Below are 24,837 nucleotides of genomic sequence, written 5' to 3'. Positions count from 1 at the left end.
GGATCTTTTTCCCAGCTAGCCTTAGCTCTTGCCCGAATTGATTTGGTATTGAACGCACAAAAACAGGGTCAGACCGGTTTGTTTGGCTCACCGAGCGGGCGTTACACGCACTTGAGTTCGTCAGAAACTCTGCAGAGCGTCGGAAAAAAGGTAAAGGGCGAACACTTGAAGCGCGTTTTGTTTATCTGCCTACGAGGAACGCAGAGTACGTCCGACAGACCTCCGACCATCGCAAGCAGTGGATTGGGACACGCTAGGCCCTGAATATCAGGCACAGACCGCCATACAACTGTCGTCACACCTATGCGACAATATGCATTATGTCTGGCATGAACCCCGCATTCATTTCTCAGCAGCTTGGCCATAGCGCCCAAATGTTGCTGTCTACTTATGCGCGATGGATCAACTCAAGCTCAGATTGGAGTGAGCTTGAAAAGCTCCAAATTGGTCCAAAATTGGTCCCATCCAAATTCCGCGCTCTCTAAGCTATTGATAGGTAAAGTAATTGATCTCCACAGCTAACATCACCATGCAATTCGGCGCAAAGCCGCTCTTTGAGAACGTTTCAGTAAAATTCGGCGCAGGCAACCGTTATGGTTTGATCGGTGCCAACGGTTGCGGCAAATCGACCTTCATGAAAATCCTCGGCGGCGACCTTGAGTCGTCCGGTGGTCAAGTCATGCTGGAACCGAACGTGCGCCTGGGTAAGCTGCGCCAGGACCAGTTCGCGTACGAAGAATTCACCGTGATCGACACCGTGATCATGGGCCATGAAGAGCTGTGGAAGGTCAAGGCTGAGCGTGACCGCATCTATTCGATGCCCGAAATGACCGAAGCCGATGGCATGGCCGTGGCAGAGCTTGAAACAGAATTTGCTGAAATGGACGGCTACACCGCCGAGTCCCGTGCGGGCGAGCTGCTTCTGGGCCTGGGTATCGGCATTGAGCAACATAACGGGCCGATGAGCGAAGTGTCGCCGGGCTGGAAGCTGCGCGTTTTGCTGGCTCAGGCGCTGTTCTCCGACCCTGAAGTGCTGCTGCTCGACGAACCTACCAACCACTTGGACATCAACACCATCCGCTGGTTGGAAAACGTGCTGACTCAGCGTAACAGCCTGATGATCATCATCTCTCACGACCGGCACTTCCTGAACAGCGTCTGCACCCACATGGCTGACCTGGATTACGGCGAGCTGCGTCTGTTCCCGGGCAACTATGACGAATACATGACCGTAGCCACTCAGTCGCGCGAGCAGCTGCTGTCTGAAAACGCCAAGAAAAAAGCACAGATCAACGAACTGCAGTCGTTCGTGAGCCGCTTCTCTGCCAACGCCTCGAAATCCAAGCAGGCCAGCTCCCGCGCCAAGGCGATCGACAAGATCACCCTGGCCGAGGTCAAGCCTTCGAGCCGTGTCAGCCCGTTTATCCGTTTCGAGCAGACCAAAAAGCTACACCGTCAGGCGGTCATCGTCGATCAGATGGCCAAAGGCTTTGATGGAAAAACGCTGTTCAAAGACTTCAGCTTTACCGTTGAAGCGGGCGAGCGCGTAGCGATCATTGGCCCGAACGGTATCGGTAAAACCACCCTGCTGCGTACGCTGGTCAATGAACTGACGCCGGACGCGGGTACGGTCAAGTGGACAGAAGCCGCTGAACTGGGCTACTACGCACAAGATCATGCTCACGACTTTGAAGACGACATGACCTTGTTCGACTGGATGGGCCAGTGGACTCAAGGCGAGCAAATGGTGCGTGGCACCTTGGGCCGCATGCTGTTCTCCAACGATGACATTCTGAAGTCGGTCAAAGTGATTTCCGGTGGTGAACAAGGCCGCATGCTGTTCGGTAAGCTGATCCTGCAAAAGCCGAACGTACTGATCATGGACGAACCGACCAACCACTTGGACATGGAGTCCATCGAAGCGTTGAACCTGGCGCTCGAGAACTACCCTGGGACCCTGGTCTTCGTTAGCCATGACCGTGAATTCGTGTCCTCGCTGGCCACTCGTATCATCGAGCTGAGCCCAAGCGGTGTGATTGACTTCAGCGGCACGTACGACGATTACCTGCGCAGCCAAGGCGTCGTGTTCTGATTTCAGACACCATTGCTGGCAAGCCACGCGTCATAACCAAAACCCCGTCCCTTTGACGGGGTTTTTGGTTCTAGCCTCGGTACAAAATAGTTAGCCTGCTTTCAATTATTCACTCGTCACGCCATCATGCTCGCCTCGACCGTCAATCGGACCGCATGTCATGCCTGCGCAACACCCCTCGCCTGCGAGTTCCCAGTCGGTCACGCTGCAAATTCTTTCAATCGTGGTCTACACCTTTATCGCGTTTATCTGCATCGGCTTGCCCATTGCCGTATTGCCCGGCTATGTCCATGACCATTTAGGCTTCAGCGCAGTCGTTGCGGGTCTGACGATCGCTTCGCAATACCTCGCCACCCTGTTAAGCCGACCTTCTGCCGGGCGTCTGGTCGACAGCGTCGGAACCAAACCCGCCATTGTCTACGGACTGATCGGTATTGCCGTAAGCGGCGTTCTCACGTCACTGGCGGTGATGCTGGAAGGCTGGCCATTGTTTAGCCTGGGCCTGCTGCTGGTCGGGCGGGTGTTCCTGGGCGTTGCCCAAGGGCTCATCGGTGTCGGCACCATTAGCTGGGGGATTGCTCAGGTCGGCTCGCAGCACACAGCCCGCGCCATCGGTTGGAACGGTATAGCCTCTTACGGTGCTATTGCAATTGGCGCCCCGTTGGGCGTGGTGATGGTCGACTCTCTAGGTTTTATCAGCTTGGGCATTGCCCTGTTGGGGTTGGCTTTAGTTGCACTTGTCCTGATCCGCAATAAACCTTCTATCCCGGTCTTTGGAGGCGTACGCATGCCCTTCTGGTCGGTGTTCGGCCTGATTGCCCCTTTTGGCATCAGCTTGACGTTAGCCTCTATCGGCTATGGCACGCTCACCACGTTCGTTACGCTCTTTTATATTGACCGTGGATGGGAAGGCGCGGCGTACTGCCTGTCCGTTTTTGGTGTTTGCTTTATTTTGGCGCGACTGATTTTCACCAACAGCATTAACCGTTTTGGTGGCTATCGCGTGGCGATAGCCTGCATGACAATCGAAGCCTGCGGCCTGATATTGCTGTGGTTGGCTCCCTCTGAGGTGTATGCCTTGATCGGAGCGGGCATGACCGGTTTTGGCCTGTCACTGGTGTATCCGGCCCTGGGAGTTGAAGCCGTCAAGCAAGTGCCCGTCTCAAGTCGAGGGGCGGGCCTAAGTGCTTATGCCGTGTTTTTCGATTTGGCGCTGGCTATCGCGGGTCCAGTCATGGGCGCTATTGCCTTAAATATGGGTTACCCATTGATATTCTTTAGTGCCGCGGCACTCAGTGTGCTCGGGCTGCTAGTTGTTGTAGGGCTTTCCCTACGAAATACACTTTAGTTACTAAAAGATACATATGGAAATACGCACAATACTTATCTTCTACACAGCGCAAAGTGGCACTTATTCAGTCAGCATCACCCATCTCGCAACATAAAGTATTAATGATATCAAACGGCCATTATTGCGCACTAATGATTTATCGCCATTATACGCCGCGCTGACTGCGCTCAGCACTTGCTTCCTATACCAATAATTAAAAGTTCTGACTGAGTAACAACAATATGCGCTCCCTGATAACTGCTCTAACTCTGCCCGCTTTACTCATAGGCCTGCAAAACGTTGCACTGGCAGATTACAAGATTGATTCCGGCCCACCGGGCGGCTGGCCATGCTGCCCTTTCAGTGATGCCACGCTGAAAACCGATGTGCTACCTATCACTGATGCCACTCAAAAATTGCTGCAAATCCAGGGTGTTACGTTCAACTGGAAAGAAGGTAACCGCGCAGATGTGGGCGTAATTGCGCAAGATGTACAAAAGGTATTTCCGCAGTTAGTTCGTCAGGACAAACAGTATCTTCGCGTGGACTACGAGAAGTTGGTCGGTCCGCTGATTGAGTCCGTTCGAGAAATGGACGCACGTATCAAACAGCTTGAAGCAACCCAAAAGGCTCATTAAGAGCAGCACCTATATAACGGTCATTTGCCACAGGCTACTGACCGTTATATACCGTTCTTGTATTGAATGCTGGTATCAGCGTTTTATTAAAAAAAACCCCTGCCTCATTCATCAGATTTCGATGTATATCCTCGCGATCAACACCTTGCGCATCGGTGCATAAATCAGGCATCAGCGCCTTTTGTTCATCGTTACAAGGCGCCATAAAAACAAAATGCCCTGCCCCGGCAAGCACTTTGAACTCAGGTTCTACCGGTAACTTGCGCGCGAGTGCATCGGCGTTTTTATCAGGGTCAACCAACTGATCCTTATCACCGCTATACAGCAGTACCGGCACATGCACATCTGCCAGAGTCTGACGGCCAAACATTAAACTAAGCGGTGCCATTAATAACAGCGCACCGACCCGCGGGTCAGCTATAGGCACAAGATCATCTCGATCGGCAATCAACTCGCCTTGGGTGGTGCACGCGTCCCGATCATCCGGACGCTCTTGGCAATAACTGCGCAATCGCTCCAGATCCGGCTGTGCGCCCGCTAAAATCAAAGCAGTTTCGCCCCCGGCCGAATAGCCGATAACGCCCACCTGATCGCCACGCACATACGCTGATAATCGTGGATCAGCCAAGGTTGCAGTGATGGCTGCCGATATTTGCATCGGTCGTCCATATAAGTTACTCAACGTACCCAGCCGGCTGTGGTCTTTATAGTTATCGCCAGGATGTAGAACCGCCACGACCACAAAACCCTTGCGCGCTAATGACGTTGCCAGATCATGCAACGCCAGCGGCGTGCCTGTGTTGCCATGAGACAGCATCAACATCGGGAAATGACTCGCTGCGATCTTCGCCTCTTCAGTGGCTTGCACGGTGTAGCTGCCTAATGAAGTGACCCCTTGCGGATCGCTTGAGGGGTAGAAGGCGATGGCGTGCATCGGCTGATCATCCAGGGGGTCGAGAAAGGTCAAGCGATGGAAGCCCGCGCTCCATTCATTGGCAGGCTCAGCCTGCACCATGACAGGGCACCCTGCCAATAAAAGGAGCATTACTGCGCACAGTCGCGTCATGTGGGCTCACCTTTCTATGCGCACAACCTGAAGCAATGGTTCTTGCATCTTTCAGGCCCAGCATCTGGGTAGCGGCATGGATGAGAATCTGGGCAAACAAAAAAAACTCCGCACCCCGGCGTTTTACAACGCCAGCATACAGAGCTTAGTTCGTGAGGTAGCTTACGCTGCGCTGAACAACTCTTGATTGATCTGCGCGTGAGCATCATTCATCGCTTTAGTGCGCACTTCATCCCCATACGCAAGGCCATGCGCACGCACAAATTCAACATCGGTGATGCCCAAAAAGCCCAACACCACCTTCAAATAATCTTCATGGGCCACACCGGTGGCTTGACCGGAGTGCAAACCGCCCGAGGTCGATACCACGATGACTTTCTTGTTGCCGCACAGTCCTTCAGGGCCATTTTCGGTGTAACGGAATGTCTGACCCGCTACAGCAATGCGGTCAATCCAGGCTTTGAGCTGAGTAGGAATTGTGAAGTTGTACATCGGTGCGCCAATCACCACCGCGTCGGCGGCCATAAATTGGGCCAGGGTGTCTGCACTCAACTGCGCTTCGTGTTTTTGCGCGGCATCGCGCAATTCAGCCGGCGTGCCAGCAGCCACCAGGGTTGCAGCCGAGAAATGCTCGATTGCTTCAGCCGCGACGTCACGATAACTGACTTCCAGACCAGGATGTGCCGCCTGCCAGGCGTTAACCACTTCACCGCTCAGCTGACGCGAAGCCGAGTTGTCGCCCAAAATGCTCGAATCGATGTGCAAAAGTTTCATGCTGTTCTCCACGTGAGGATCGCTGCTGGGCGACCTGATGGCAGCGATACTACGGGTGAAAGCAATCGACGATAAGTCAGCTACCGTGCGATAGTTCGTTCTACTTGTAGGACAGTGAGAACTCAGCATGCAGGATCTTAACGATCTCTATTATTTTGCCAAGGTGGTCGAAGCCGGTGGATTCGCAGCGGCCGGCCGCTTGTTGGGTATTCCCAAGTCGCGCCTGTCACGCCGGGTCGCTGAACTCGAGGAGCGCCTTGGCGCCCGCCTTCTGCAACGGACCACTCGGCAATTGAAGCTGACCGCCGTGGGTGAACGCTATCTGAGCCATTGCCAAGCCATGCTCTTGCAAGCCGAAATGGCCGATGAAGCGGTGGCCAGCATGTCCAGTGAGCCACGTGGGCGCCTGCGTGTTTCTTGTCCTGTCGGGTTGGCCCATGAGTTTATGCCCGAGGTGATCAGCTCATTTTTGCGTGCCTATCCCCATGTTCAACTGGAAGTCATCCTGCTCAATCGCCGTGTCGATTTGATCACCGAGGGCATTGATGTGGCCTTGCGGGTACGCGAGAAAGGCGATGAAGACCCGTTGCTCGCCACCCGCTGGTTACGTCAGGCCCGGACAGCGATGGTGGCCAGCCCTGAGTTCGCCCGGCAATGGCCGATCAATAGCCCCGAAGACTTGAAAAATGTACCGTTGCTGGGTGCGCTTGAGCCTGACCGGATGGTGCATTTGCGCATGCTTGATGCGCAGGGTAAAGCCTGTGAACTGACGATGGAGGCGCGGCTGGGCATTGATGATTTTGTGGTGCGCAAGGCCTGCACACTCTCGGGTTTGGGATTTACCGTGCTGCCCATGATGTATTGCGAGCAGGAACTGGACAGTGGCCAATTAGTGCAACTATTGCCTGACTGGTCATTGCCCGGTGGGTGGTTGCATGCCGTGTATCCGCATCGACGCGGGGTGATGCCGGCCGTAAGGGCCTGGATCGAACACTTGGTAGAAACCTTTGAGCGGTGTGGAGACAAGGTGCTATGAGTCAGAAAAAAAACATGACCAAAGAGCAGGTCGCCGAATTCTGCCGCAGCTTGCCGGGTGTAAAAGAAGACGTGAAATGGGGCGGGGTCGAAGTGTTTTATATCGATCAGAGCAAGATGTTTGCCGTGTTCAATCTGAACAGCAACGGCCTCTCGTTCAAAGTCGATAAAGAGTTGTTCCTGGGCTATGTTGATCGCCCTGGCATACGCCCGTCGCCATATCTGGCGCGGGCGTACTGGATCAATATGCAGGCGCCCTACCCGATGGGCACTGACGAACTGCAAGACTTGCTGCGACGCTCCCACCAACTGGTTGTCAGCAAACTGCCGAAAAAGCGTCAAATCGGCTTGCTGCTTTAACCATTAAAGCTGGAAAAAATTCACGTACAGCACATCTATCCACGCCGCTTGATGCAGGGCCACGATCAACCAGAACCACAGTTGATATGACACCTTGCGGGTTTTGTGGCGAAACACCTGCTGCGCCAACAATGCGCCTGGCCAGCCGCCCAGCAGCTCAATGGCATGCAGAGCCTTTTCAGGGATTCGCCACTCGCCCGCTTTTGCCTGACGTTTGTCGTAGCCATACACCCCGAACGCCAACCCACTGACGAGTACATACGCCATAAGTGGCAAGCCAGTCGAACCCGACACATACAGATTCAGTGCCCCACCCAGCGGCAATGCGCAAAGCAGTGCAAAGATAAGCAGTTTGCGTTTCATGCCACGAATAGGCGATTGCGCCATACTTGGCCCAGTACTGTATGAACGCCGTGGTTGTGCGCTTTTTTTCACGTGGAGGCCGCAGACCAGTCAATCCAGCCAAACTGCCAGGTCGCCAGAATCAACAGCCCAAATGCGATGCGATACCAAGCGAATGCGGCGTAGCTGTGGTTGGAAATAAACTTGAGTAATGCCCGTACCGCAATCATCGCGAAGATAAACGAGGTGATAAAACCGATAGCAAACACCGGCAAATCATCCGGCTGGAACAGATGACGGTATTTGTAACCCGAGTACACCGCCGCGCCCACCATGGTCGGCATTGCCAAAAAGAATGAAAACTCAGTGGCGGCTTTGCGCGACAAGCCAAACAGCAGCCCCCCAATAATGGTAGAGCCGGAGCGGGACGTGCCGGGGATCATGGCCAGACACTGGGCAAAACCGATCTTGACCGCGTCTTTCCAGGTCATGTCGTCCACGGTTTCTGCGCGAATCACATGCTGGCGGCGCTCAGCCCACAGCATGATCACACCGCCCACCACCAAGGCTGCGGCCACCGTAATCGGGTTAAACAGGTATTCGTGGATCACATCCGCAAAAATCACCCCCAGCACCACCGCCGGCAGCACCGCGATAATCAAGTTGGCGGTGAACCGCCGCGCTTGGGGTTGGGTGGGCAACCCTATGACCACGTCGAGGATCTTGCGACGGAACTCCCAGACAACAGCCAGAATGGCACCCAGCTGAATAATGATGTTAAACGCCATGGCGCGCTCGCCACCGAAATTCAGCAAGTCCGCGACAATGATTTGGTGACCGGTGCTGGAAATCGGCAAGAATTCCGTAAGGCCTTCCACTACACCGAGTATCAACGCCTGTGCGGCAGTCCAAAGATCCATCATTCCCCCATAAAGCTCTGCCTCATGCAGAGCGGATTAGTCTCAATTAAATGTGTGCAACTGGATGAGTGACAAACACGTCCTGCTCCTGTGGCGGCGCTTAAAACCTGTCCTGTATCAATAAAGATTCAGCTTTGCCAATTGCGGCCGAGATCCTATCAGACACCTCCGTCTTTCGCTGCTCTGCATGTGCAGTCTTCATCTTGCATACGTAGACAGGACGCAGTTTGTTGAGCCACCAGAAGAATAAAAAAGGAGTTTTACTTTTATGAATACCTTACGCAGGTTATCCATCAGCCGACGTCTAGGGCTGATTTTGGTTGTATCAATGGGCATGCTGCTGGCATTGGGCCTGTTGATGTTGAAGCAGATACATGACGACCTGTATGAAGGCAAAGCTCAGAAAACCCGCCATGTCGTGCAAGCCGTCAGCGGTGTCCTCTCCTATTATCAGGGGCTGGAAACTGCGGGCACATTGACCAAAGCAGCCGCGCAGCAACAGGCACTCACTGTGATCCGCCAATTGCGCTACGACCATGACGATTACTTCTGGATCAATGACCTGCGCCCTTTTATGGTTATGCACCCCACAAATCCCAAACTGGACGGCCACGATTTGTCGTCCATCAAAGATCCTGATGGCGTGGCGCTGTTCAGTGAGATGGCCACCCTTGCTAAAACCAAAGGCCAAGGCGTCGTCGATTACCGCTGGCCTAAACCGGGCGCACAGGATCCGGTGCAAAAGACGTCTTATGTGCAATTGTTCGAACCGTGGGGATGGGTGATTGGTTCCGGGATTTATATCGACGATATGCAAGCCGAGTTTGCGGCACAAGCCTGGAAAGCCTCGTGGGTAGGCCTGTGCATTGCATTGATCATGGCGTCGCTGGTGACCCTGATAGCACGCAGCATCGTTCGTCCTTTGCGAGAAGCGGTACTGGCCATGGCCAATATTGCCAGTGGGGAAAGCGACCTGACCCGTAGCCTCGACACCCATGGCCGCGATGAAATCACGCAGCTGGGCCATCATTTCAATGCCTTCACCCACAAACTGCGCACGGTGATCAGCCACTTGCAAGGCACAGCCACGGCGCTCGAACAGTCATCTACCGCGTTGGGCATGGATGCAAGCGAGGCGCAACAACGCTGTCAGCATCAGGCGTCGCAAATGGAGCAAGTGGTGACGGCCATTAATGAGGTCACCTATGCCGTGCAAGAAGTCGCTCAAAACGCCAAACACGCGGCCAATGAAATGAGCGGTGCTCAAGGGCAGGCACTACTGGGGCAACAGAACATTGACAGTAGCCTGCATCACATTGGCCAATTGTCGAACACCATTAATGAAGCGGTCGATGTCATACGCACACTCGCCATTCAGAGCGACGAAATAGGCAGCGTGCTTGAAGTTATCCGTTCCATCGCTGAACAAACCAACCTGCTGGCACTCAATGCAGCCATTGAAGCGGCTCGCGCAGGTGAACAGGGCCGGGGATTTGCCGTGGTGGCGGACGAAGTGAGATTGCTGGCGCAACGCACTCAAAAATCCACCGCTCAGATTCAGACCATGATCGAAGGTCTTCAGGCGCATTCCGAAGCGGCGGTTAATGTCATAAGCAGCAGCCGCAGCGCTTCACACACGACCATTGAGCAGGCGACACAGGCCGGACAAAGCCTGACCTGCATAGGTCTGGCTTTGAACACCCTTAATACCCTCAACACCACCATTGCCAGCGCCACCCTGCAACAGGCCCACGCAGTGGAAGACATCAACCAGAATGTCACCAAGGCCGCGGGCCTGTCGCAAAGCTCAGCCCAGGCAGCGGAACAATCGAGCGAGGCCAGTGTGCATTTGAAGACGTTGAGCGTCCAACTCAACAGTTTGCTGCGTCAATTCAAGGTGTAAAGAACCCTGCGGGCGGGCCAGTGAAGGCCCGCGACAGGTCAGGTTGGCTCACCTGCCCGCTGCAACCGGTACATCGTCCAGCCATACGCTGCCAGCGCCAGCCCGGCCAGCGCGCCACCTACCAGACCGATCCAGCCAAATCCAAAATGACTGCCCACCGCGCTGCCCAACAGGGCCCCGCCGCCGATACCGATGTTGTAGATGCCTGAGAACATGGCCATTGCCACATCGGTTGCGTCGGGAGCCAGACTCAATACTTTGGATTGCATCGCCAAGCCGAAGGACATGATTGCCATACCCCAAACCACACTCAAAATACCTAGAGACTCGACCCACCCGCTCGCCGGCAACAGCAGCAACAGGCACAGAGCCAACAACCCCACGGCGGTGAGTAAAAACCCTTGCGGGCTGTATTTGTGGAGCCAGCTGAAGCACAGCGAGCCGATAATGCCTGCGCCGCCAAACAGCAGCAGGATCAATGTCACCGTGCTGCCACTCATGCCAGCCACGCCTTGCACGAACGGCTCGATGTAACTGTAAGCCGTGAACTGCGCGGTGATGACCACCGCCGTCAGTACATACACTGCCACCAGCGCGGGTCGCTTGAATAACACCGGGAGGCTTCTGAGTGAGCCAGAGTTTTGGCTCGGCAGCAGAGGCAACGTGCGGGCCAGCCAGAACACCAGCGCAGCAGCCAGACCGGCAATCACCAGAAAGGTGGTGCGCCACCCCATCGCCTCACCCAGTAAACGGCCCAGCGGCACGCCCAACACCATCGCCAGCGACGTGCCGGTGGCCAACAAACCCAGTGCCTGAACCTGCTTGCCTTCAGGGGCCAGACGCACGGCCAGCGAAGCCGTAATCGACCAGAACAGCGCATGGGACAACGCGACGCCGATGCGACTGACTAATAAAAGACCAAAACTGTTCGCCAGACTTGAGACCACGTGGCTGGCGATGAATAGCCCAAACAGAATCAGCAGTAGCTTGCGTCGCTCGACATTACGGGTGACCAGCATGATGGGTAATGAGGCCAGGGAGACTACCCAGGCATAAATAGTGAGCATGAGCCCGACATTTGCAGTGCTCATGTCAAAACTGGCGCCTATCGCACTCAGCAGCCCAACAGGTACAAATTCAGTGGTGTTGAATACAAAGGCGGCTAGCGCCAGCGCGATAACCGGCTGCCAATTAGCCTTGAGGTTAGAAAGGGAGTCACTCATTTATGGGGGGCACTGCTCGCTATCGATGATCTGACAGGCTCATGACTCGATTTCTCTCGCCAGAACCACATGTGACGGCATTCTATAGAGAACTCTGAAACCTTTTGATGAACATCTGTACAGCGCTTGAGGCATTTTGCCGCACCCCCAACACACTGCTGATGCCATGTGTCAGAAAGCGTAGCAGTTAGCCGGTGAACCGATGCCCGAAGCGCAAGCAAGCCCAGGAACTAGACTTTGCGTTTTGACTACACGCTTTTCACGCCACTTTCACATCAAAGCGTCTAAGTTGAACCCACTCCTTTAGTGAATCCCATTTGGCCTGCTCCCCCGCAGGCCTTTTTTTTTGCTCGCCGCTATCGTCTCTTCAATCACTCAGAGGGACAGGTTCTTGGGCGGGCTTTACAGGTTTAGCGGCCTTGTTGGCAGATTTTTTTTGCTCAGGGGGCACGACGTCAACCTTCGCTTGCGATTCTTTCTCGGCCATTGGCATCGCATCAACGATCTTGAACAATTCCTTGAGGTCGACATCCCCCTCTTGCTCTAGCTTCTTTTCGCCGTCTTTGCCGATCAGAATGACTTTGGCTTTATCTCTGATCATCCCGGGCTTGAGTCCGCGAAGAAGCGACATCGTACTTTGAGGTTCAAGCCCTTTATCGTCACGCTTGCCGTCAATATTCACAATGGTATAGAGCACCATGTCGCGTTCGGTAAACGCTTGTTTTATAGCCGGGTCTGCCAGTTCTTTGGTAATCGCCTGCAAAGTGGGATCGGCCGTTGAACGGGCAAAAATGACTAAGGGGCGGAACTTTCCACGGTCTTGCTCGAGAGGGCTTGCTACTTCGACGGCCTGTACTGCGCCAGACACAAGCAAGCTCGCTAGGATCCACAAACGGATAAACATCCTGACCTCCATTGAGTATCGGGCGGGCTTCATGGGTGGTGGTACCGACAACCGCTCGAACACCTGATACTGCCGCGCTATCAAAAGCTTAGGCCAAGTGTTTCAACACGCAACCGGTTCCCGGACTTTGCCTTCCATGTAGTCACTTTGCAACTGCAGACAAGCACTGCATGGGGAGTGGCGATTACTTTTTAGCCCGGTAATGCCGAATGACAGCAATCATTGCCATTAACCCGACAACCCCCAATGCAATGGGCAAGCGGTAGGCTTTAAGATCACCCAATATCCTCTCCAAAAACTCCCCTGAGCCATAGCCGACACTGGCAAACAGTGTTGCCCAGACCACCGCACCCAACAGATTGATGCAGGTAAATTTGACCGGTGACACCCTGCTTGCACCAATCACTAAAGGCCCGACGAGACGCATGCCATACAGAAACCGCACTGAGAAAATCGATACCAGTGGATGTTTGTTAATCAACTGCGTGACCTTGTCAATCATCGCTTGTTGCTTATGAAGTCGCGGCAACAGTCGAGCACCATAGTAGCGACCGATCCAGAACAGCAATTGATCACCCAGCATCCCGGCCAGGCTGGCATACCCAATAACCGGCAATAACTTGAGTACATGCTGATGGGCTGCCATGCCTCCCAGTATCAAGATGGTTTCGCCTTCGAGAAGGCAGCCTATAAAAATCGCCAGATACCCATAGGTCGCCAACAAATAACTGAAATCGATGTGCTCGAACATGCGCGCTCTGTAACTCCCAAAGTGATAACGGTGTCAGTGCCGGTGACGATGATGGATATCAGGAAAGTGTGGATGGTTATGCCTGATCGCTTGATGAACATGGGGGTGGGTGTGAGGCTCATTGGCTGGCACCTCCTGCGCGTGTGCATGCTGATGGTGTTCATCATGACTGTGCCGATGAGTGTGCGCGTGTTCGGTATGCTGGTGGCTATGATCATGGCGCTCGGTAAGGTGCAACCACACCCCCGCCACCATGAACGCTGCGGCCAGCCAGAACAGCCATGACACCGACTCGTCCAATAGCACAATCGACACGGCAGCCCCCAGGAAGGGCGCTGTCGAAAAATAGGCGCCGGTTCGGGCGGCGCCCAAGCCTCGCAGTGCCAGCACAAACAGAACCAGACTGACTCCGTAGCCCAGAAAACCAATCAACAACGTCGGGCTCAACACGCCAAAGGCTGGGACCTGTGCGCCCAGGCTCAGTGCAATTGCACAGTTCACCAACCCGGCGAACAACCCTTTGGCCCCGGCGATATACAGCGCATCCGACGCCGATACTTTTCGCGTCAGGTTGTTGTCTACCGCCCAACAAAAGCACGCCAATGCAACGGCCGCCGGTCCAAACCATGAATGAACCCCCGCTGCTGCTTGCCCGGTTGGCCACGACAGCACAATGCCTCCGCCAATAATGGCAAGCATGCCGAGCACCACTCTTCGATCGGCGTTTTCCTTGAACACCACCCACGCCAGTAGCGCCGTCAGCACGGGTTCCAGATTCAGCATCAACGACGCCGTGGCACCGCTGGTGCGGGTTAAACCAAACATCAACGCGACTGGACCCAGAATGCCGCCGAATACAATTGCGCCCACCAGCCAAGGCCACTCGCGGGCAGTAAGCCCCGACTTTGCCCAGCCACGGTCGCGTAATACGCGTACCAATAGAAGGCCCAGCCCACTGCCCAAATACAGCAAACCGGCCAACATAACGGGCGGAATCTGCGTCCCCAACACCTTGGCCAGCGGCGTGCTGGCACCAAACAGCGCCGCCGCTGCCAAGGCGTAAATCACACTTGTATTCATCTCGGCCACTTTTGTTCAGACGTGCAAGCAGACTAGCCTAACAATCGAAGGGCGAACTCTCTGGTGGCAAACAAACCCGGAGCCGGGCTTTGAACGTATCTCTTTGAAGCGGTGTTCAAGACTTTATTTTGCAATGCATTTTGAGCGCACCGTATCCCCACGTGATTATGGCCTCGCCCTGATGTTCCCAGAGCGACTCATTGCGCCCAACGTACTTAACGCCACTGCCACTGGGCTGCTGGTACATCAGCGATACGCTGTCACCCCGCTCGGCAATTAATGTCGGCGGCTCGGTTTTGAAGAACCTTACGGCCACCTCGTTAGCCGGGTTGCCATCGCATTCGTAATGTACAGGCCCAGTGCCCGATACCAGCCGATATTGGGCTTGCAACTCGGCGATGCGGTGCCGGTACTCCGTGCGCAAACATGCACCGACGTCATCGCTCTTCCAGCAGTCGTCGCGCCCCTTGATCCATCCACGTTGCTCAGCTTTTAACCGGGGAGCATGCTCGTTGCCAGCCTTGACGATCGCACGGGCATAAACAGCCGACAGGTTGCGATCGAGCGCGGATAACCCCTCGTCTTCACAGATCATCGCTTCGATGGCGCCAGGCTTTACTTTGGCGCAATCGAAAGAAGGACCCGATGTCGCGTTGACTGTCGAGGTTTTTTCCTTCGCGCCCCCCAACGCAGGCATCTCTTTGATGCGCTGATCAATGTACTGGCACCAACGATCCGAGGTTCGTTCAGGGACATTGGCCCCATCGCGAACGCCTAGCTTGAATTCAATCACCGATTTCCATTCGTCGGAGCCTAAATCCGGCCCGTGCCCCTGACCATCACCTGTGTGCAATGCCTTTTCGATCGATTGATACCAAGGGTAACTGCACATGGATTGCGCCTGAGCAACGCCTGTGGCGCCAATCAATAACAAAACCAAATATTTGCTCATGCTCATGCCCTTTTAATTAATACAGTCGCCAGGCATCAACCTATGCCTGAGTGACCCACCGCAAGCAGTGAACCATACCTACAATTCAAGTGCTAAATACTGCTGCCGCCGGCCGGGATAGTAGAAGTGGTATCCCGCAAAAAATGGCTATTAGAAGTGTATGAAGCTTGTATCTCACGATTCGCGCCACAGGCAATGAGCGGAAGGCTGGCGATAGCAGCGCCCACTTTGCGACGAAATGGGTCGTGTAAAGACATGATCTTTCCTCATCAATGACTACAGTCAAATTCGCCATATCGTGGAATTAGCTACCCGTGAGACTAACCACTGGGGCGTGCTTCGACTATCGGGCGCCGAGTACATGGGGTCATGCAGGTGATTCACCCATCAGCAGTGTCGAAACGGGTCGCCCCGTTCGCATACCCACTGCTGAATTCAACTCACCAGGGCGCGCGTAGTGAAGTGCCTAATCATCAAGCGCTACTCAACGTAGAGTTAAGTCAATCCATTGCAGGAATACGAAAATGCCGAATGTTACTGTGGTAATTGGCGCGGGTTCGATTGGTCAAGCCATCGCTCGGCGAGTCAGTGCGGGCAAACATGTAGTGCTCGCGGACCTGCGGCCAGAAGCGGCTGAAGCTGCGGCGAAAGTGTTGGGCGATGCAGGTTTTGAGGTCACAACGGCCAAAGTTGATGTCTCGTCCCGCGAGTCCGTGCAGGCACTCGTGGATCTGGCTACTCACATTGGCGACATCACCGGAGTCATCCATGCGGCGGGTGTATCCCCTTCTCAGGCCTCACCTGCGACCATTCTTCGAGTCGACCTCTATGGCACCGCCTTAGTCTTAGAACTGTTTGGAGAGGTCATCGTAAAAGGGGGTTCGGCTATCGTCATCGCTTCGCAGTCAGGCCACCGCTTGCCACCGCTCACTGTCGAGCAAAATAAAGCCTTGGCGCTAACCCCGACTGAGGAGCTTCTGGCATTGCCGATGCTGCAACCCGAACAGGTAACCGATCCTCTGATTGCCTACCAGATCTCCAAGCGTGGCAACTCTCTGCGCGTCGCCGCGCAGGCGGTGCGCTGGGGCAAACACGGTGCGAGGGTCAATACCATTAGTCCGGGCATTATCTTTACCCCACTGGCACGCGATGAACTGTCAGGGCCGCGTGGCGAGGGTTACCGGCGCATGATTGAAACCTGCGCAGCCAAGCGTGGTGGTACTCCCGACGAGGTAGGTGCAGTAGCGGCCTTGCTGATGGGACCTGAAGGCACCTTCATCACCGGCAGCGATTTCCTGATGGACGGAGGTGTCACCGCACAGTATTGGTACGCAGAGTAACCACAACGCCCATGCCGGCCTATGCAAAACATTGACCCCTTGATCCATTCATATACAGGCTCTAGGGGTATGCCGCAGCCAACCGCTCAGCACGTGCCGGGCGGGTTGCACCCTTGACCGCGAGCCCATTCGCGTACAGCGTCAGCGAACATTCGCAGCGCCATTGGCGGGTGTCGGTTGGCGGGATAGTACAGGCACGGCCCTGGGTAGTACGGCCCCCAGTCTGGCAACACATGCACCAGGTGACCAGCTTGCAGATGATCCTTCACTTGATATTCCGGCAGCCACGCTATGCCAATGCCCGCCAGCGCAGCTTCTGTCATCAAATTAAGGTTATCCATCGTCATGGGCCCATCGACATCAACGCTGGCTGTTCTGCCCTGATGGCCTAAATCCCAGCGAAACAAGGTGCCGCTCGCAAAACGAAAGCGAATGCAGCGGTGCGCCTTGAGATCATGGGGCGTTTGGGGTTGCGGGTGATGTTGCAGGTACTGCGGGGAAGCAACTGCAGCGAAACGTACATCGGGCCCGAAACGCACTGCAATCATGTCACGCGGCACGTCGTCATACAGGCGAATACCCGCATCGAAGCCATCAGCGACGATGTCGACCAAGCGACTGTCTGCGATGCATTCGATATGGATCTGCGGGTTGTCCCGCAAAAAACCAGGCATCACGTGACGAATCAGCGGCTTGAACGATGACTCCGATGCACTAAGCCGTATAGAGCCTGAAGGCGTGTTGCGCTCGGAGGTCACTTCGTTAACCGCGGATTCAAGATCGCCCAACAGCGGCTGGACGCGCTTGAACAATTGCTCCCCCGCCTCTGTCAGCGCAACCGAGCGTGTTGTGCGGTTAAACAGGCGCAGTTCCAGTCGGAACTCTAGTCCCCGCATGGAATGGCTAAGCGCTGAAGCCGACACACCCAGAATCTTGGCGGCGCCGCTAAAGCTGCGTTGCTCAGCAATGGCGATGAAGGCTGTCAACTCAGGAAGTCCAGCACGGATCATTTGTGAATTCTCCTCAGGTGCTCATGAAGCAATGTGCCAATTGTTGAGCTATACACAGGAATCTAAAGTGTACCCATCAGTTAATTACTTGCGAAGGAGACAAGACATGCAGAAACGTCATTTAGGCAAAAGCGGTTTGGAAGTCTCGGCCATTGGCTTGGGCTGCATGGGCCTGAGCTTCGCTTACGGCCCCGCGCTTGAACACAAGGCTGCAGTGACCCTGATTCGAGATGCTTTCGACAAGGGGGTTAATTTCTTCGACACAGCCGAGGCTTATGGCCCCTACACCAACGAACAACTGCTGGGTGATGCGTTGCCGCCGATCCGGGATAAAGTCGTGATCGCAACCAAGTTCGGTTTTAAAAACGGAGTGCCTGGTGAAGGACTCGACAGTAGGCCCGAAACAATCAAGGCCGTGGTTGAGGCTTCGCTGAAGCGGCTCAATACTGACCGCATCGAGTTGCTCTACCAACACCGTATTGATCCTCAGGTTCCGATTGAAGACGTCGCAGGCGCAGTGAAGCAACTGGTTGAGGAAGGCAAAGTTCTGCACTTCGGGATGTCAGAAGCCGGGCCGGATGCAATCCGCCGCGCTCACGCCGTGCTCCCTGTCGCGGCCCTGCAAAGCGAGTATTCACTGTGGTGGCGCGAACCTGAAGAGCAGATCTTGCCGTTACTTGAAGAACTCGGAATCGGTTTCGTTCCCTTCAGCCCGCTGGGCAAAGGCTTCCTGACCGGAGCCATAGATGCTAACACCCAGTTCGCAGACGACGACTTTCGCAACATAGTGCCGCGCTTTACCGAAGAGAACCGCAAGGCCAATGCGCAACTGGTAGAGCTGCTGGGACAGATCGCCGAGGGTAAAGGCGCAACACGAGCCCAGATTGCCTTGGCTTGGCTATTGGCGCAGAAGCCTTGGATAGTGCCCATACCAGGTACTACCAAGTTGAATCGACTGGAAGAGAATATCGGTGCAGCAAGCCTCGTTCTGAACAAGGATGACCTCACTGACATCGCTTCGGCATTGAAGCAGATCAAGATCGTAGGTGATCGTTACCCCGCTCATTTACAGAAGAACGTTAACCGCTAACTGCAGCCACATACCCTGTGAGCCCAATGTGATTGCCTGGCCTACAGTTTAATTGCGCCTCACACTCTCCGTTATTCGGAGCACTATGCTGAAGACTAGAACGCTAAGTGATGGACTTACTGTTTAGGCGCGGGGCTGGGATGCATGGGCATGAGTTCTGCCTATGGCCCGGCACCGGATGCTCAAGAGATGATCAAGCTGATCCGCACGGCGCATGAGCAAGGCGTTACGCTGTTCGACACAGCGGAAGCTTACGGCCCGTTTGCAACGAAATACTGTTTGGCACCGCATTGGCGTCAATCCGAAACAAAGTGCTCATTGCCACCAAGTTCGGCTTTGACATTGAATGGGCGAGCGACGCGCCGGAACCAACAGCCGTCCCGAGCATATAAAAGCTGTCGTAGAAGCATCCCTGAAGCACCTGCGCACCGACCGAATTGATCTTTTGTACCGCTTGGGTGCCTCTGATAGACAAGCCTTTGATCTTCGGTGTTGTACCCGAGGATGTAGGCTTTGACGTCCATACACGTCAGAACTTCCAACGCTGACCCGGTAAAATTAATTTTCATGGCCATTACACGTTGCATCTCGGCTAAGTGGTTGATTTTGACTTTGTTTTGATGTTCAATAGCGGCCTGCTTTACCGTGACATCGCCCCGATGGTGAAATTGGTAGACACACCGGACTTAAAATCCGTCGCAGAAATGTGTGCCGGTTCGACTCCGGCTCGGGGCACCATCTAGCTTACTCCACCTCTATCTCTGTCATCAGCGTCTAACGGCACTGGTGTTTTTTGCTGTCTGTGATTTGGCATCCATCACCTTAATCACCCTGCCCTACAGCGCCTGCTCCTGCAAAATGCCCCCCTCTTCGTCTGTAGACACCTCATGCAGTGAAATCCTTGAAGTCTCCGGCAACGCCATTCCTCCCGCCAACGCGAGCAATGCGACTGCCATCAAATAAAAGGCCGGTGACAGATTGCTGCCCGTGGTTGTGATCAGCCATGTCGCCACCAAGGGTGCAGTGCCTCCAAACAAGGTGTAGGCCATGTTGTAGGTGATGGCAGAGGCGGTATAGCGCGTTCGCGTTGGAAAGGTTTCCGAGAGCAAGGCGGCCGTCACCACGCCACACATAACCGCCCCCATCGCCAACAGCATCACGCCGACCACTGACGCGGCAAACCCTCCGGAACGAGCCATCAGAAACGACGGGTATACCACCACGATTAACAGCGCGCACGCCGTGAACACGGTGACACGACGCCCTACCCGATCCGAATAAAACCCCGCCAGCGGGCAGATCCCAGCGGCAAAAATAAGCGCAATCAGCGATACCAGCAGCGCCGTGGCGCGGCTCAAGCCTCCGGCGACTTGCAGATACGTCGCAAAATAGGTGGTAAACATATAAAACGACAACGCCGTGAGCGACACGAACGCCCCCAGGCAACAGATGGCCGCGCCGTGGTTGCGCAAGGTTTCCTTGAGCGGTGAATGAGCGACTGCATCCTTCTGAGCCACTGCCTTGAACGCCGGCGTTTCATCCAGCTTGCTGCGCATATACAGCCCCTCCAGTCCCAATGGCGCCGCAATCAGAAACGGCACCCGCCAGCCCCAATCCGCCATCGTCTGCGCCGACAATGACGCCTCCAGCCCATAAGCCACCACCGCCGCTGCCGCGAACGCACTAAAGGTCGACACGGGTAAAAAGCTCCCATACCAGGCCCGCTTGTCGTGGGGTGCGTGCTCCATCAGGTAGGCACAGGCCCCCGCGTATTCGCCCCCGGCGGAAAAACCTTGAGCACAACGGATCAACGTCAACAGAATCGGTGCCAGCACCCCGATAGCCGCATACGTGGGCAGCACACCGATCAAAGTGGTGGCACCGGCCATCAATAAAATGGTCATTGCCAGTGTGCGCTTGCGGCCAATCCGGTCGCCCAGCATGCCGAAGAAAATCCCGCCCAGCGGCCTGAATGCAAAAGCCACGGCAAAGACCGCGAAGGTTTTAAGCAAGGCGGCACTGGCATCGCCACTGGGGAAAAACTGCTGAGCAATGGTGGTGGCTAGAAAGCCATAAATGGCGAAATCAAACCACTCGACGAAATTGCCGATTGCGGCCGCAACAATCACTTTCCTGAGAGTTTTGGGGCTGACTTCTATGGCGTACGGGCGAGTCATAGTGAACCTCGGCATTTCATCGATAATCCTTGAATTATCGGGGCAGCGACTAAAATGCCCTGTTTCAAATCTGTCATCGGCATAGTCATCACCGACGCAAGGCAATTCGATTGGGTAACATCGACAACCCCTGCCTGACACGGGCACACCTTCAAGGAACCTCTATGGACTCGCACATCGCAACCGTCCCGCTGGACAAAGCTTACCGACTGATCAACCACGGCCCGACGATTCTGGTTTCGGCTCAACACAATGGCGTACAAAACGTCATGGCTGCGTCGTGGGCCTGCGCACTGGATTTTTCCCCGCCCAAACTGACTGTGGTGCTGGACAAATCCGTCAAAACCCGCGAATTGATTGAGCACAGTGGTTTTTTTGTCATTCAGGTGCCCACCGTGGCGCAGCTGGAACTGACCAGCCGCGTGGGCAGCACCAGCCTGTCCAGCGACCCAGACAAGCTCAATCATTGCGGAGTCGACCTGTTCGAGATCGAAGGTCAGCCAATGCCTTTCGTGGCCGGTTGCTCAGCGTGGCTGGCCTGCACGCTGATCCCCGAGCCTCACAACCAGAACACTTACGATCTGTTTATCGGCGAAGTGATCGGTGCATGGGCTGATACGCGCGTGTTCAAGGACGGTCATTGGCACTTTGAAGCGGCAGACCCTGCCTGGCGCAGCCTGCACTACATTGCGGGCGGCCATTATTACGCCACCGGCGACGCCCTGGATGTGAGCGACAACACACCATCCTGAGTCCTGAAACCTCGTGGCCGCGGTCAATCAAATAGGACCGCGCCCGGCAATACTCGCCAATAAATAATTATTCCTACCTCATATTCGCCCTAATCCTCACACCTGAAAGATCCATCCTACAGCCATCTCCAGTACCTCCTTGCACACTTGCGCGACCTTAAAGAGTTCTGATGCCTAACAGCCTTCAGAACGTGCGCCTTGCAAGGAATCATAGATGTCACGTTCACTGTCCCAGTCTCGCTTCAGCCTGAGCATTGAAGGCTTTGGCGCTGAATTTCAGGTTCTTTCTTTCACCGGCGATGAAGGCATCAGTACGCCATACCGCTTCGAGGTAAAACTGGTCAGCGAACGTGCCGACCTCGACCTTGAGAGCCTCTTGTACCGACCGGCCTTTCTGGCCTTTTCATCCGACGGCGCGGGTATCCACGGGCATATCAGCGAGATTGCCCAAGGCGACAGCGGCAAACGCCTGACCCACTACTCCCTGACGTTGGTGCCGCAACTGGACATCCTGCGCCACCGAACCAATCAGCGCATTTTCCAGCACCAAACGGTTGAGCAGATCATTGGCGTGATCCTCGAAGAGCACGGCATTTTCAGTGACCGTTACCGGTTCATCCTCGAGACCCACTACACGGCACGCGACTACTGTGTGCAGTATCAGGAAAGCGATCTTCACTTCATCCAGCGCCTGTGCGAAGAAGAAGGCATCCACTACCACTTCAGGCACACCTCCAACAGCCACCACCTGTGGTTTGGAGACGGCCAGAGCCTCTTTCAGAAAATCACTCCCCCCACGCCCTTTCACCCTGACAGTGGCCTTGTTCCGGGCATGCCTTCAGTCAACGCGTTTCATGTCGGCCTGCAAACCTGCGTCACCCGCAGCACATTGGGCGATTACGATTTTCAAATGGCCAGCCGTCAACAGCTGGCTGACGCTGGCCCCGACCGCACCAAACGCCAACCGGACCTCGAAGACTATCGTTATCCCGGTCATTTCAATTGCGAACAGCGCGGCAAACAACTCAGCCAGCGGGCCCTGGAACGACACCGTATCGAGTATTGCCAGGCCCGCGGTAAAAGTGATCAGGCCGCGCTGGTTTCCGGCCATTTTCTGGACTTGGCCGAACACCCGCAAACTACTTGGAATGACCTCTGGCTACTGACCGAAATCACCCATGAAGGTAAACAACCGCAAGCCCTCGAAGAGTCCGCAGCACACTCAGCGCTTATACCTGCAGACGCATTCGTGCAGGGCTACCGCAACACCTTTGCTGCCACCCCTTGGGACGTGTTTTACCGCCCGGCCCTCAAGCACCCCAAACCTTGTGTTTTGGGTGCCCAGACTGCCCGTGTATGCGGCCCGACGAATGACGAAGTGCATTGCGACGCCTTTGGCCGGGTAAAGGTACAGTTTCATTGGGACCGTGAAGGCCAACACGACGATCACAGCAGTTGCTGGGTGCGCGTCGCCTCCCGCTGGGCTGGGGACCATTTTGGCTCGGTGATGGTGCCGCGGGTGGGCATGGAAGTGCTGGTGCATTTTTTGGAGGGTAATCCCGACCAGCCGGTTCTTTCATCTTGCCTGCCAAACAGTCTCAACCCCACACCCTGGCCATTGCCTGCGAACAAAACTCGCAGCGTGCTGCGCAGCCGCAGTACACCGGGCGGTGGCGGTTACAACGAGCTGCATATCGAAGACCGCAAAGGCGCCGAAGTGATCTACCTGCACGCCCAACGCGACCTTGAACAGCACATCAAAAACGACAGTCACTTGCAAGTCGATGGCGCACGCAACGAACTCATCACGCGAGACCGTACCAGCGTGCTGATGGCCGAAGACCAGCGCACGGTCAGTGCCGACCGAAAAGTGCAACTGCTGGCCAACGACCATCGAGAGGTGGCTGTCAGCAGTCATACCCGAGTGGGTCAGGTCATGACCGTTGAAGCCGGGCAAGAAGTTCACCTCAAGGCCGGGGCCAGCCTGACCCTCGCCGCAGGTGCCGGCCTGAGCCTGATGGCCGGCGGTCAGCACGTGATCATCAATGCAGCGGGCATCTATGCCAGCTCGCCGATCCTGCCCGGCGGCGCCCCTGCTTCGGGCACACCGGCCTTACCCGCCAGCACATCAGGGCTTGCGCCCCTGATCGCAGCCCTGCTGACCCCCAATCAAATCGACAGCCTGTCGCGCAGTGCGCCTTTTTGCGAAGAGTGCGAGCGCTGCAAAGGAGGTGTTTGTGACATCTGATGCAATCACCCCCCAGCAGTGGCTGGCCAAAACTCCGTTACGGCCCGGCGAGCTCCTCTACGCCGTCATCAGCTCCACCAGTACAGCCCAACCGCTGGCGGCATGGCGCCAACATGAGTCTCAACCCGCCGTGCCCTTGTGGGCCAACACGCCCTACGCCGACTGGTTACCCGTGATGCCCTGGTTGCTGTGCCTGACCGGCACTGAAGCGTTTCTCAATTGGGCGGCACACACCGACGCGCAAGACTGGGGCTGGCTGGCCATTTCCAGCGCCCCGCCCGAACTGATTGCGGAGCACCTGCGCGGTCTGACTCAAGTATTTACGGCGCCGTCCGACGCCGTTTTTTTCCGCTTTTGGGATGGCCGGTATTTCCTCACCGTCCTCCAGCAACTCGGCGCAACCACCTCAGATGTACTGCCCGTGTTTGACCGCTACTGGGTCAACGGCCAGCCCGTGGCCGTGGGTCAGGGTGCAAATCGCCCGGCACAGGATTTTCCTTGGTGGCAGGTGCCTGAAGACCTGCTTTGCGCACTCGTGGAACAGGATTCAAGCAGCGTGATCGACAACCTGATGTGCCTCCTGAAAGAAACAGCTCCCTTGCTCTACAACGCCACCGCTGAAAGCGTCCTTCGCCAAAAAGTAGAGTCCTATCTGGCCGCCACCGGCTCCGCCCTGAACTTCGACCACGCGCGTTTTACTGCCCACCTGCAACAGGAACAGTCCAATGACTGACAGCATCCAGCCCGATGTACCCACCCTCCTGTTGCGACACAGAAACTGCCTGGCCGAGTACCGCCTGCAAACCTCAAAGTGGTACGGCGGCCTTATTGCCGCTGAGCAAAAATTCAG

The 24,837-nt window shown here is 55.4% G+C and carries 22 protein-coding genes, 1 tRNA gene and 3 pseudogenes; 15 read left to right on the top strand and 11 right to left on the bottom strand.

Annotated features, from left to right (window positions below):
• Window positions 1–47: 47 nt before the first annotated feature.
• From ACI7MX_RS20225 to ACI7MX_RS20210, 4 genes and pseudogenes are all read left to right on the top strand, one after another.
• A pseudogene (locus ACI7MX_RS20225) lies at window positions 48–485 on the top strand (tyrosine-type recombinase/integrase); the annotation flags it as partial.
• Window positions 486–505: 20 nt separating this feature from the next.
• Window positions 506–2,092 carry an ABC-F family ATPase gene (locus tag ACI7MX_RS20220; protein WP_405591163.1) on the top strand — a complete coding sequence of 529 codons (1,587 nt, stop codon included), beginning with the start codon at window positions 506–508 and terminating at the stop codon, window positions 2,090–2,092.
• A gap of 160 nt (window positions 2,093–2,252) precedes the next feature.
• Window positions 2,253–3,440 carry an MFS transporter gene (locus tag ACI7MX_RS20215; RefSeq protein WP_405591160.1) on the top strand — a complete coding sequence of 396 codons (1,188 nt, stop codon included), beginning with the start codon at window positions 2,253–2,255 and terminating at the stop codon, window positions 3,438–3,440.
• 224 nt (window positions 3,441–3,664) lie between these two features.
• On the top strand, window positions 3,665–4,060 hold the full coding sequence (locus ACI7MX_RS20210; RefSeq protein ID WP_314490353.1) for a tail fiber domain-containing protein: 396 nt from the start codon (window positions 3,665–3,667) through the stop codon (window positions 4,058–4,060).
• 34 nt (window positions 4,061–4,094) lie between these two features.
• Here ACI7MX_RS20210 and ACI7MX_RS20205 read toward each other — a convergent pair whose 3' ends face one another.
• Together ACI7MX_RS20205 and ACI7MX_RS20200 are read right to left on the bottom strand one after the other, a co-directional pair.
• Window positions 4,095–5,126, bottom strand: coding sequence for a dienelactone hydrolase (locus ACI7MX_RS20205; RefSeq protein ID WP_314490350.1), 1,032 nt, complete (start codon window positions 5,124–5,126; stop codon window positions 4,095–4,097).
• 162 nt (window positions 5,127–5,288) lie between these two features.
• Window positions 5,289–5,900 carry an FMN-dependent NADH-azoreductase gene (locus tag ACI7MX_RS20200; protein ID WP_314490348.1) on the bottom strand — a complete coding sequence of 204 codons (612 nt, stop codon included), beginning with the start codon at window positions 5,898–5,900 and terminating at the stop codon, window positions 5,289–5,291.
• A 127-nt stretch (window positions 5,901–6,027) separates the two neighbouring features.
• Between ACI7MX_RS20200 and ACI7MX_RS20195 the strand changes: the two genes are divergently transcribed.
• A complete protein-coding gene (locus ACI7MX_RS20195) occupies window positions 6,028–6,936 on the top strand; it encodes a LysR substrate-binding domain-containing protein (protein ID WP_314490345.1) in 909 nt (302 codons plus the stop codon).
• A gap of 14 nt (window positions 6,937–6,950) precedes the next feature.
• Window positions 6,951–7,295, top strand: coding sequence for an MmcQ/YjbR family DNA-binding protein (locus tag ACI7MX_RS20190; protein WP_405591251.1), 345 nt, complete (start codon window positions 6,951–6,953; stop codon window positions 7,293–7,295).
• 3 nt (window positions 7,296–7,298) lie between these two features.
• Here the strand turns inward: ACI7MX_RS20190 and ACI7MX_RS20185 are convergent, their stop codons facing one another.
• Window positions 7,299–7,682 (bottom strand): DUF1294 domain-containing protein, encoded by a 384-nt coding sequence (locus ACI7MX_RS20185; RefSeq protein ID WP_314490342.1) that lies wholly within the window; start codon window positions 7,680–7,682, stop codon window positions 7,299–7,301.
• Window positions 7,683–7,726: 44 nt separating this feature from the next.
• The gene (locus tag ACI7MX_RS20180) at window positions 7,727–8,557 is read right to left on the bottom strand and encodes an undecaprenyl-diphosphate phosphatase (RefSeq protein WP_314490339.1); all 831 of its coding nucleotides are present in this window, start codon (window positions 8,555–8,557) and stop codon (window positions 7,727–7,729) included.
• Between the two features lie 268 nt (window positions 8,558–8,825).
• Between ACI7MX_RS20180 and ACI7MX_RS20175 the strand changes: the two are divergent.
• Both ACI7MX_RS20175 and ACI7MX_RS20170 read left to right on the top strand, forming a co-directional pair.
• Window positions 8,826–9,602 (top strand): annotated as a pseudogene (locus ACI7MX_RS20175) (cache domain-containing protein); the annotation flags it as partial.
• A gap of 75 nt (window positions 9,603–9,677) precedes the next feature.
• Window positions 9,678–10,460 carry a methyl-accepting chemotaxis protein gene (locus tag ACI7MX_RS20170; protein WP_405591248.1) on the top strand — a complete coding sequence of 261 codons (783 nt, stop codon included), beginning with the start codon at window positions 9,678–9,680 and terminating at the stop codon, window positions 10,458–10,460.
• Window positions 10,461–10,498: 38 nt separating this feature from the next.
• Here the strand turns inward: ACI7MX_RS20170 and ACI7MX_RS20165 are convergent, their stop codons facing one another.
• From ACI7MX_RS20165 to ACI7MX_RS20145, 5 genes are all read right to left on the bottom strand, one after another.
• A complete protein-coding gene (locus ACI7MX_RS20165; protein WP_405591155.1) occupies window positions 10,499–11,683 on the bottom strand; it encodes a sugar transporter in 1,185 nt (394 codons plus the stop codon).
• Between the two features lie 367 nt (window positions 11,684–12,050).
• Complete coding sequence (locus ACI7MX_RS20160; RefSeq protein WP_405591152.1) at window positions 12,051–12,587, bottom strand: DUF4174 domain-containing protein; 537 nt, start codon at window positions 12,585–12,587, stop codon at window positions 12,051–12,053.
• Between the two features lie 184 nt (window positions 12,588–12,771).
• Window positions 12,772–13,338, bottom strand: coding sequence for a DedA family protein (locus ACI7MX_RS20155; RefSeq protein ID WP_314490328.1), 567 nt, complete (start codon window positions 13,336–13,338; stop codon window positions 12,772–12,774).
• A 33-nt stretch (window positions 13,339–13,371) separates the two neighbouring features.
• Complete coding sequence (locus ACI7MX_RS20150) at window positions 13,372–14,418, bottom strand: EamA family transporter (RefSeq protein ID WP_405591149.1); 1,047 nt, start codon at window positions 14,416–14,418, stop codon at window positions 13,372–13,374.
• A gap of 115 nt (window positions 14,419–14,533) precedes the next feature.
• Window positions 14,534–15,370 (bottom strand): MliC family protein, encoded by an 837-nt coding sequence (locus tag ACI7MX_RS20145; protein WP_405591146.1) that lies wholly within the window; start codon window positions 15,368–15,370, stop codon window positions 14,534–14,536.
• A gap of 524 nt (window positions 15,371–15,894) precedes the next feature.
• Between ACI7MX_RS20145 and ACI7MX_RS20140 the strand changes: the two genes are divergently transcribed.
• A complete protein-coding gene (locus ACI7MX_RS20140) occupies window positions 15,895–16,710 on the top strand; it encodes an SDR family oxidoreductase (protein ID WP_314490320.1) in 816 nt (271 codons plus the stop codon).
• An 86-nt stretch (window positions 16,711–16,796) separates the two neighbouring features.
• Here ACI7MX_RS20140 and ACI7MX_RS20135 read toward each other — a convergent pair whose 3' ends face one another.
• Window positions 16,797–17,720, bottom strand: a complete 924-nt coding sequence (locus ACI7MX_RS20135; RefSeq protein ID WP_405591143.1) for a LysR substrate-binding domain-containing protein — start codon at window positions 17,718–17,720, stop codon at window positions 16,797–16,799.
• Window positions 17,721–17,826: 106 nt separating this feature from the next.
• On the opposite strand from ACI7MX_RS20135, the gene ACI7MX_RS20130 reads away from it, so the two are divergent.
• From ACI7MX_RS20130 to ACI7MX_RS20120, 3 genes and pseudogenes are all read left to right on the top strand, one after another.
• Window positions 17,827–18,810 (top strand): aldo/keto reductase, encoded by a 984-nt coding sequence (locus ACI7MX_RS20130; RefSeq protein ID WP_405591140.1) that lies wholly within the window; start codon window positions 17,827–17,829, stop codon window positions 18,808–18,810.
• An 88-nt stretch (window positions 18,811–18,898) separates the two neighbouring features.
• Window positions 18,899–19,264, top strand: a pseudogene (locus ACI7MX_RS20125) (aldo/keto reductase); the annotation flags it as partial.
• 199 nt (window positions 19,265–19,463) lie between these two features.
• Window positions 19,464–19,548, top strand: a tRNA-Leu gene (locus ACI7MX_RS20120).
• Between the two features lie 98 nt (window positions 19,549–19,646).
• Here the strand turns inward: ACI7MX_RS20120 and ACI7MX_RS20115 are convergent.
• The gene (locus ACI7MX_RS20115) at window positions 19,647–21,002 is read right to left on the bottom strand and encodes an MFS transporter (RefSeq protein WP_405591137.1); all 1,356 of its coding nucleotides are present in this window, start codon (window positions 21,000–21,002) and stop codon (window positions 19,647–19,649) included.
• Window positions 21,003–21,151: 149 nt separating this feature from the next.
• Between ACI7MX_RS20115 and ACI7MX_RS20110 the strand changes: the two genes are divergently transcribed.
• The 3 genes from ACI7MX_RS20110 (at window position 21,152) to ACI7MX_RS20100 (ending at window position 24,720) form a co-directional block, all read left to right on the top strand.
• Entirely contained in the window at window positions 21,152–21,739 is a 588-nt protein-coding gene (locus tag ACI7MX_RS20110; protein WP_314490308.1) for a flavin reductase family protein, read from the top strand.
• A 214-nt stretch (window positions 21,740–21,953) separates the two neighbouring features.
• Window positions 21,954–23,987 carry a type VI secretion system tip protein VgrG gene (locus ACI7MX_RS20105; RefSeq protein WP_405591134.1) on the top strand — a complete coding sequence of 678 codons (2,034 nt, stop codon included), beginning with the start codon at window positions 21,954–21,956 and terminating at the stop codon, window positions 23,985–23,987.
• Window positions 23,977–24,720, top strand: coding sequence for a DUF4123 domain-containing protein (locus tag ACI7MX_RS20100; protein ID WP_314490302.1), 744 nt, complete (start codon window positions 23,977–23,979; stop codon window positions 24,718–24,720). The genes ACI7MX_RS20105 and ACI7MX_RS20100 overlap by 11 nt, the downstream gene beginning before the upstream one ends.
• Window positions 24,721–24,837: the final 117 nt, after the last annotated feature.

Source organism: Pseudomonas sp. 2024-210, assembly GCF_045062345.1.
Classification (GTDB): Bacteria; Pseudomonadota; Gammaproteobacteria; order Pseudomonadales; family Pseudomonadaceae; genus Aquipseudomonas.
The sequence above is the reverse complement of the archived record's forward strand: the minus strand, read 5'-3'. Positions and strand labels throughout refer to the sequence as shown.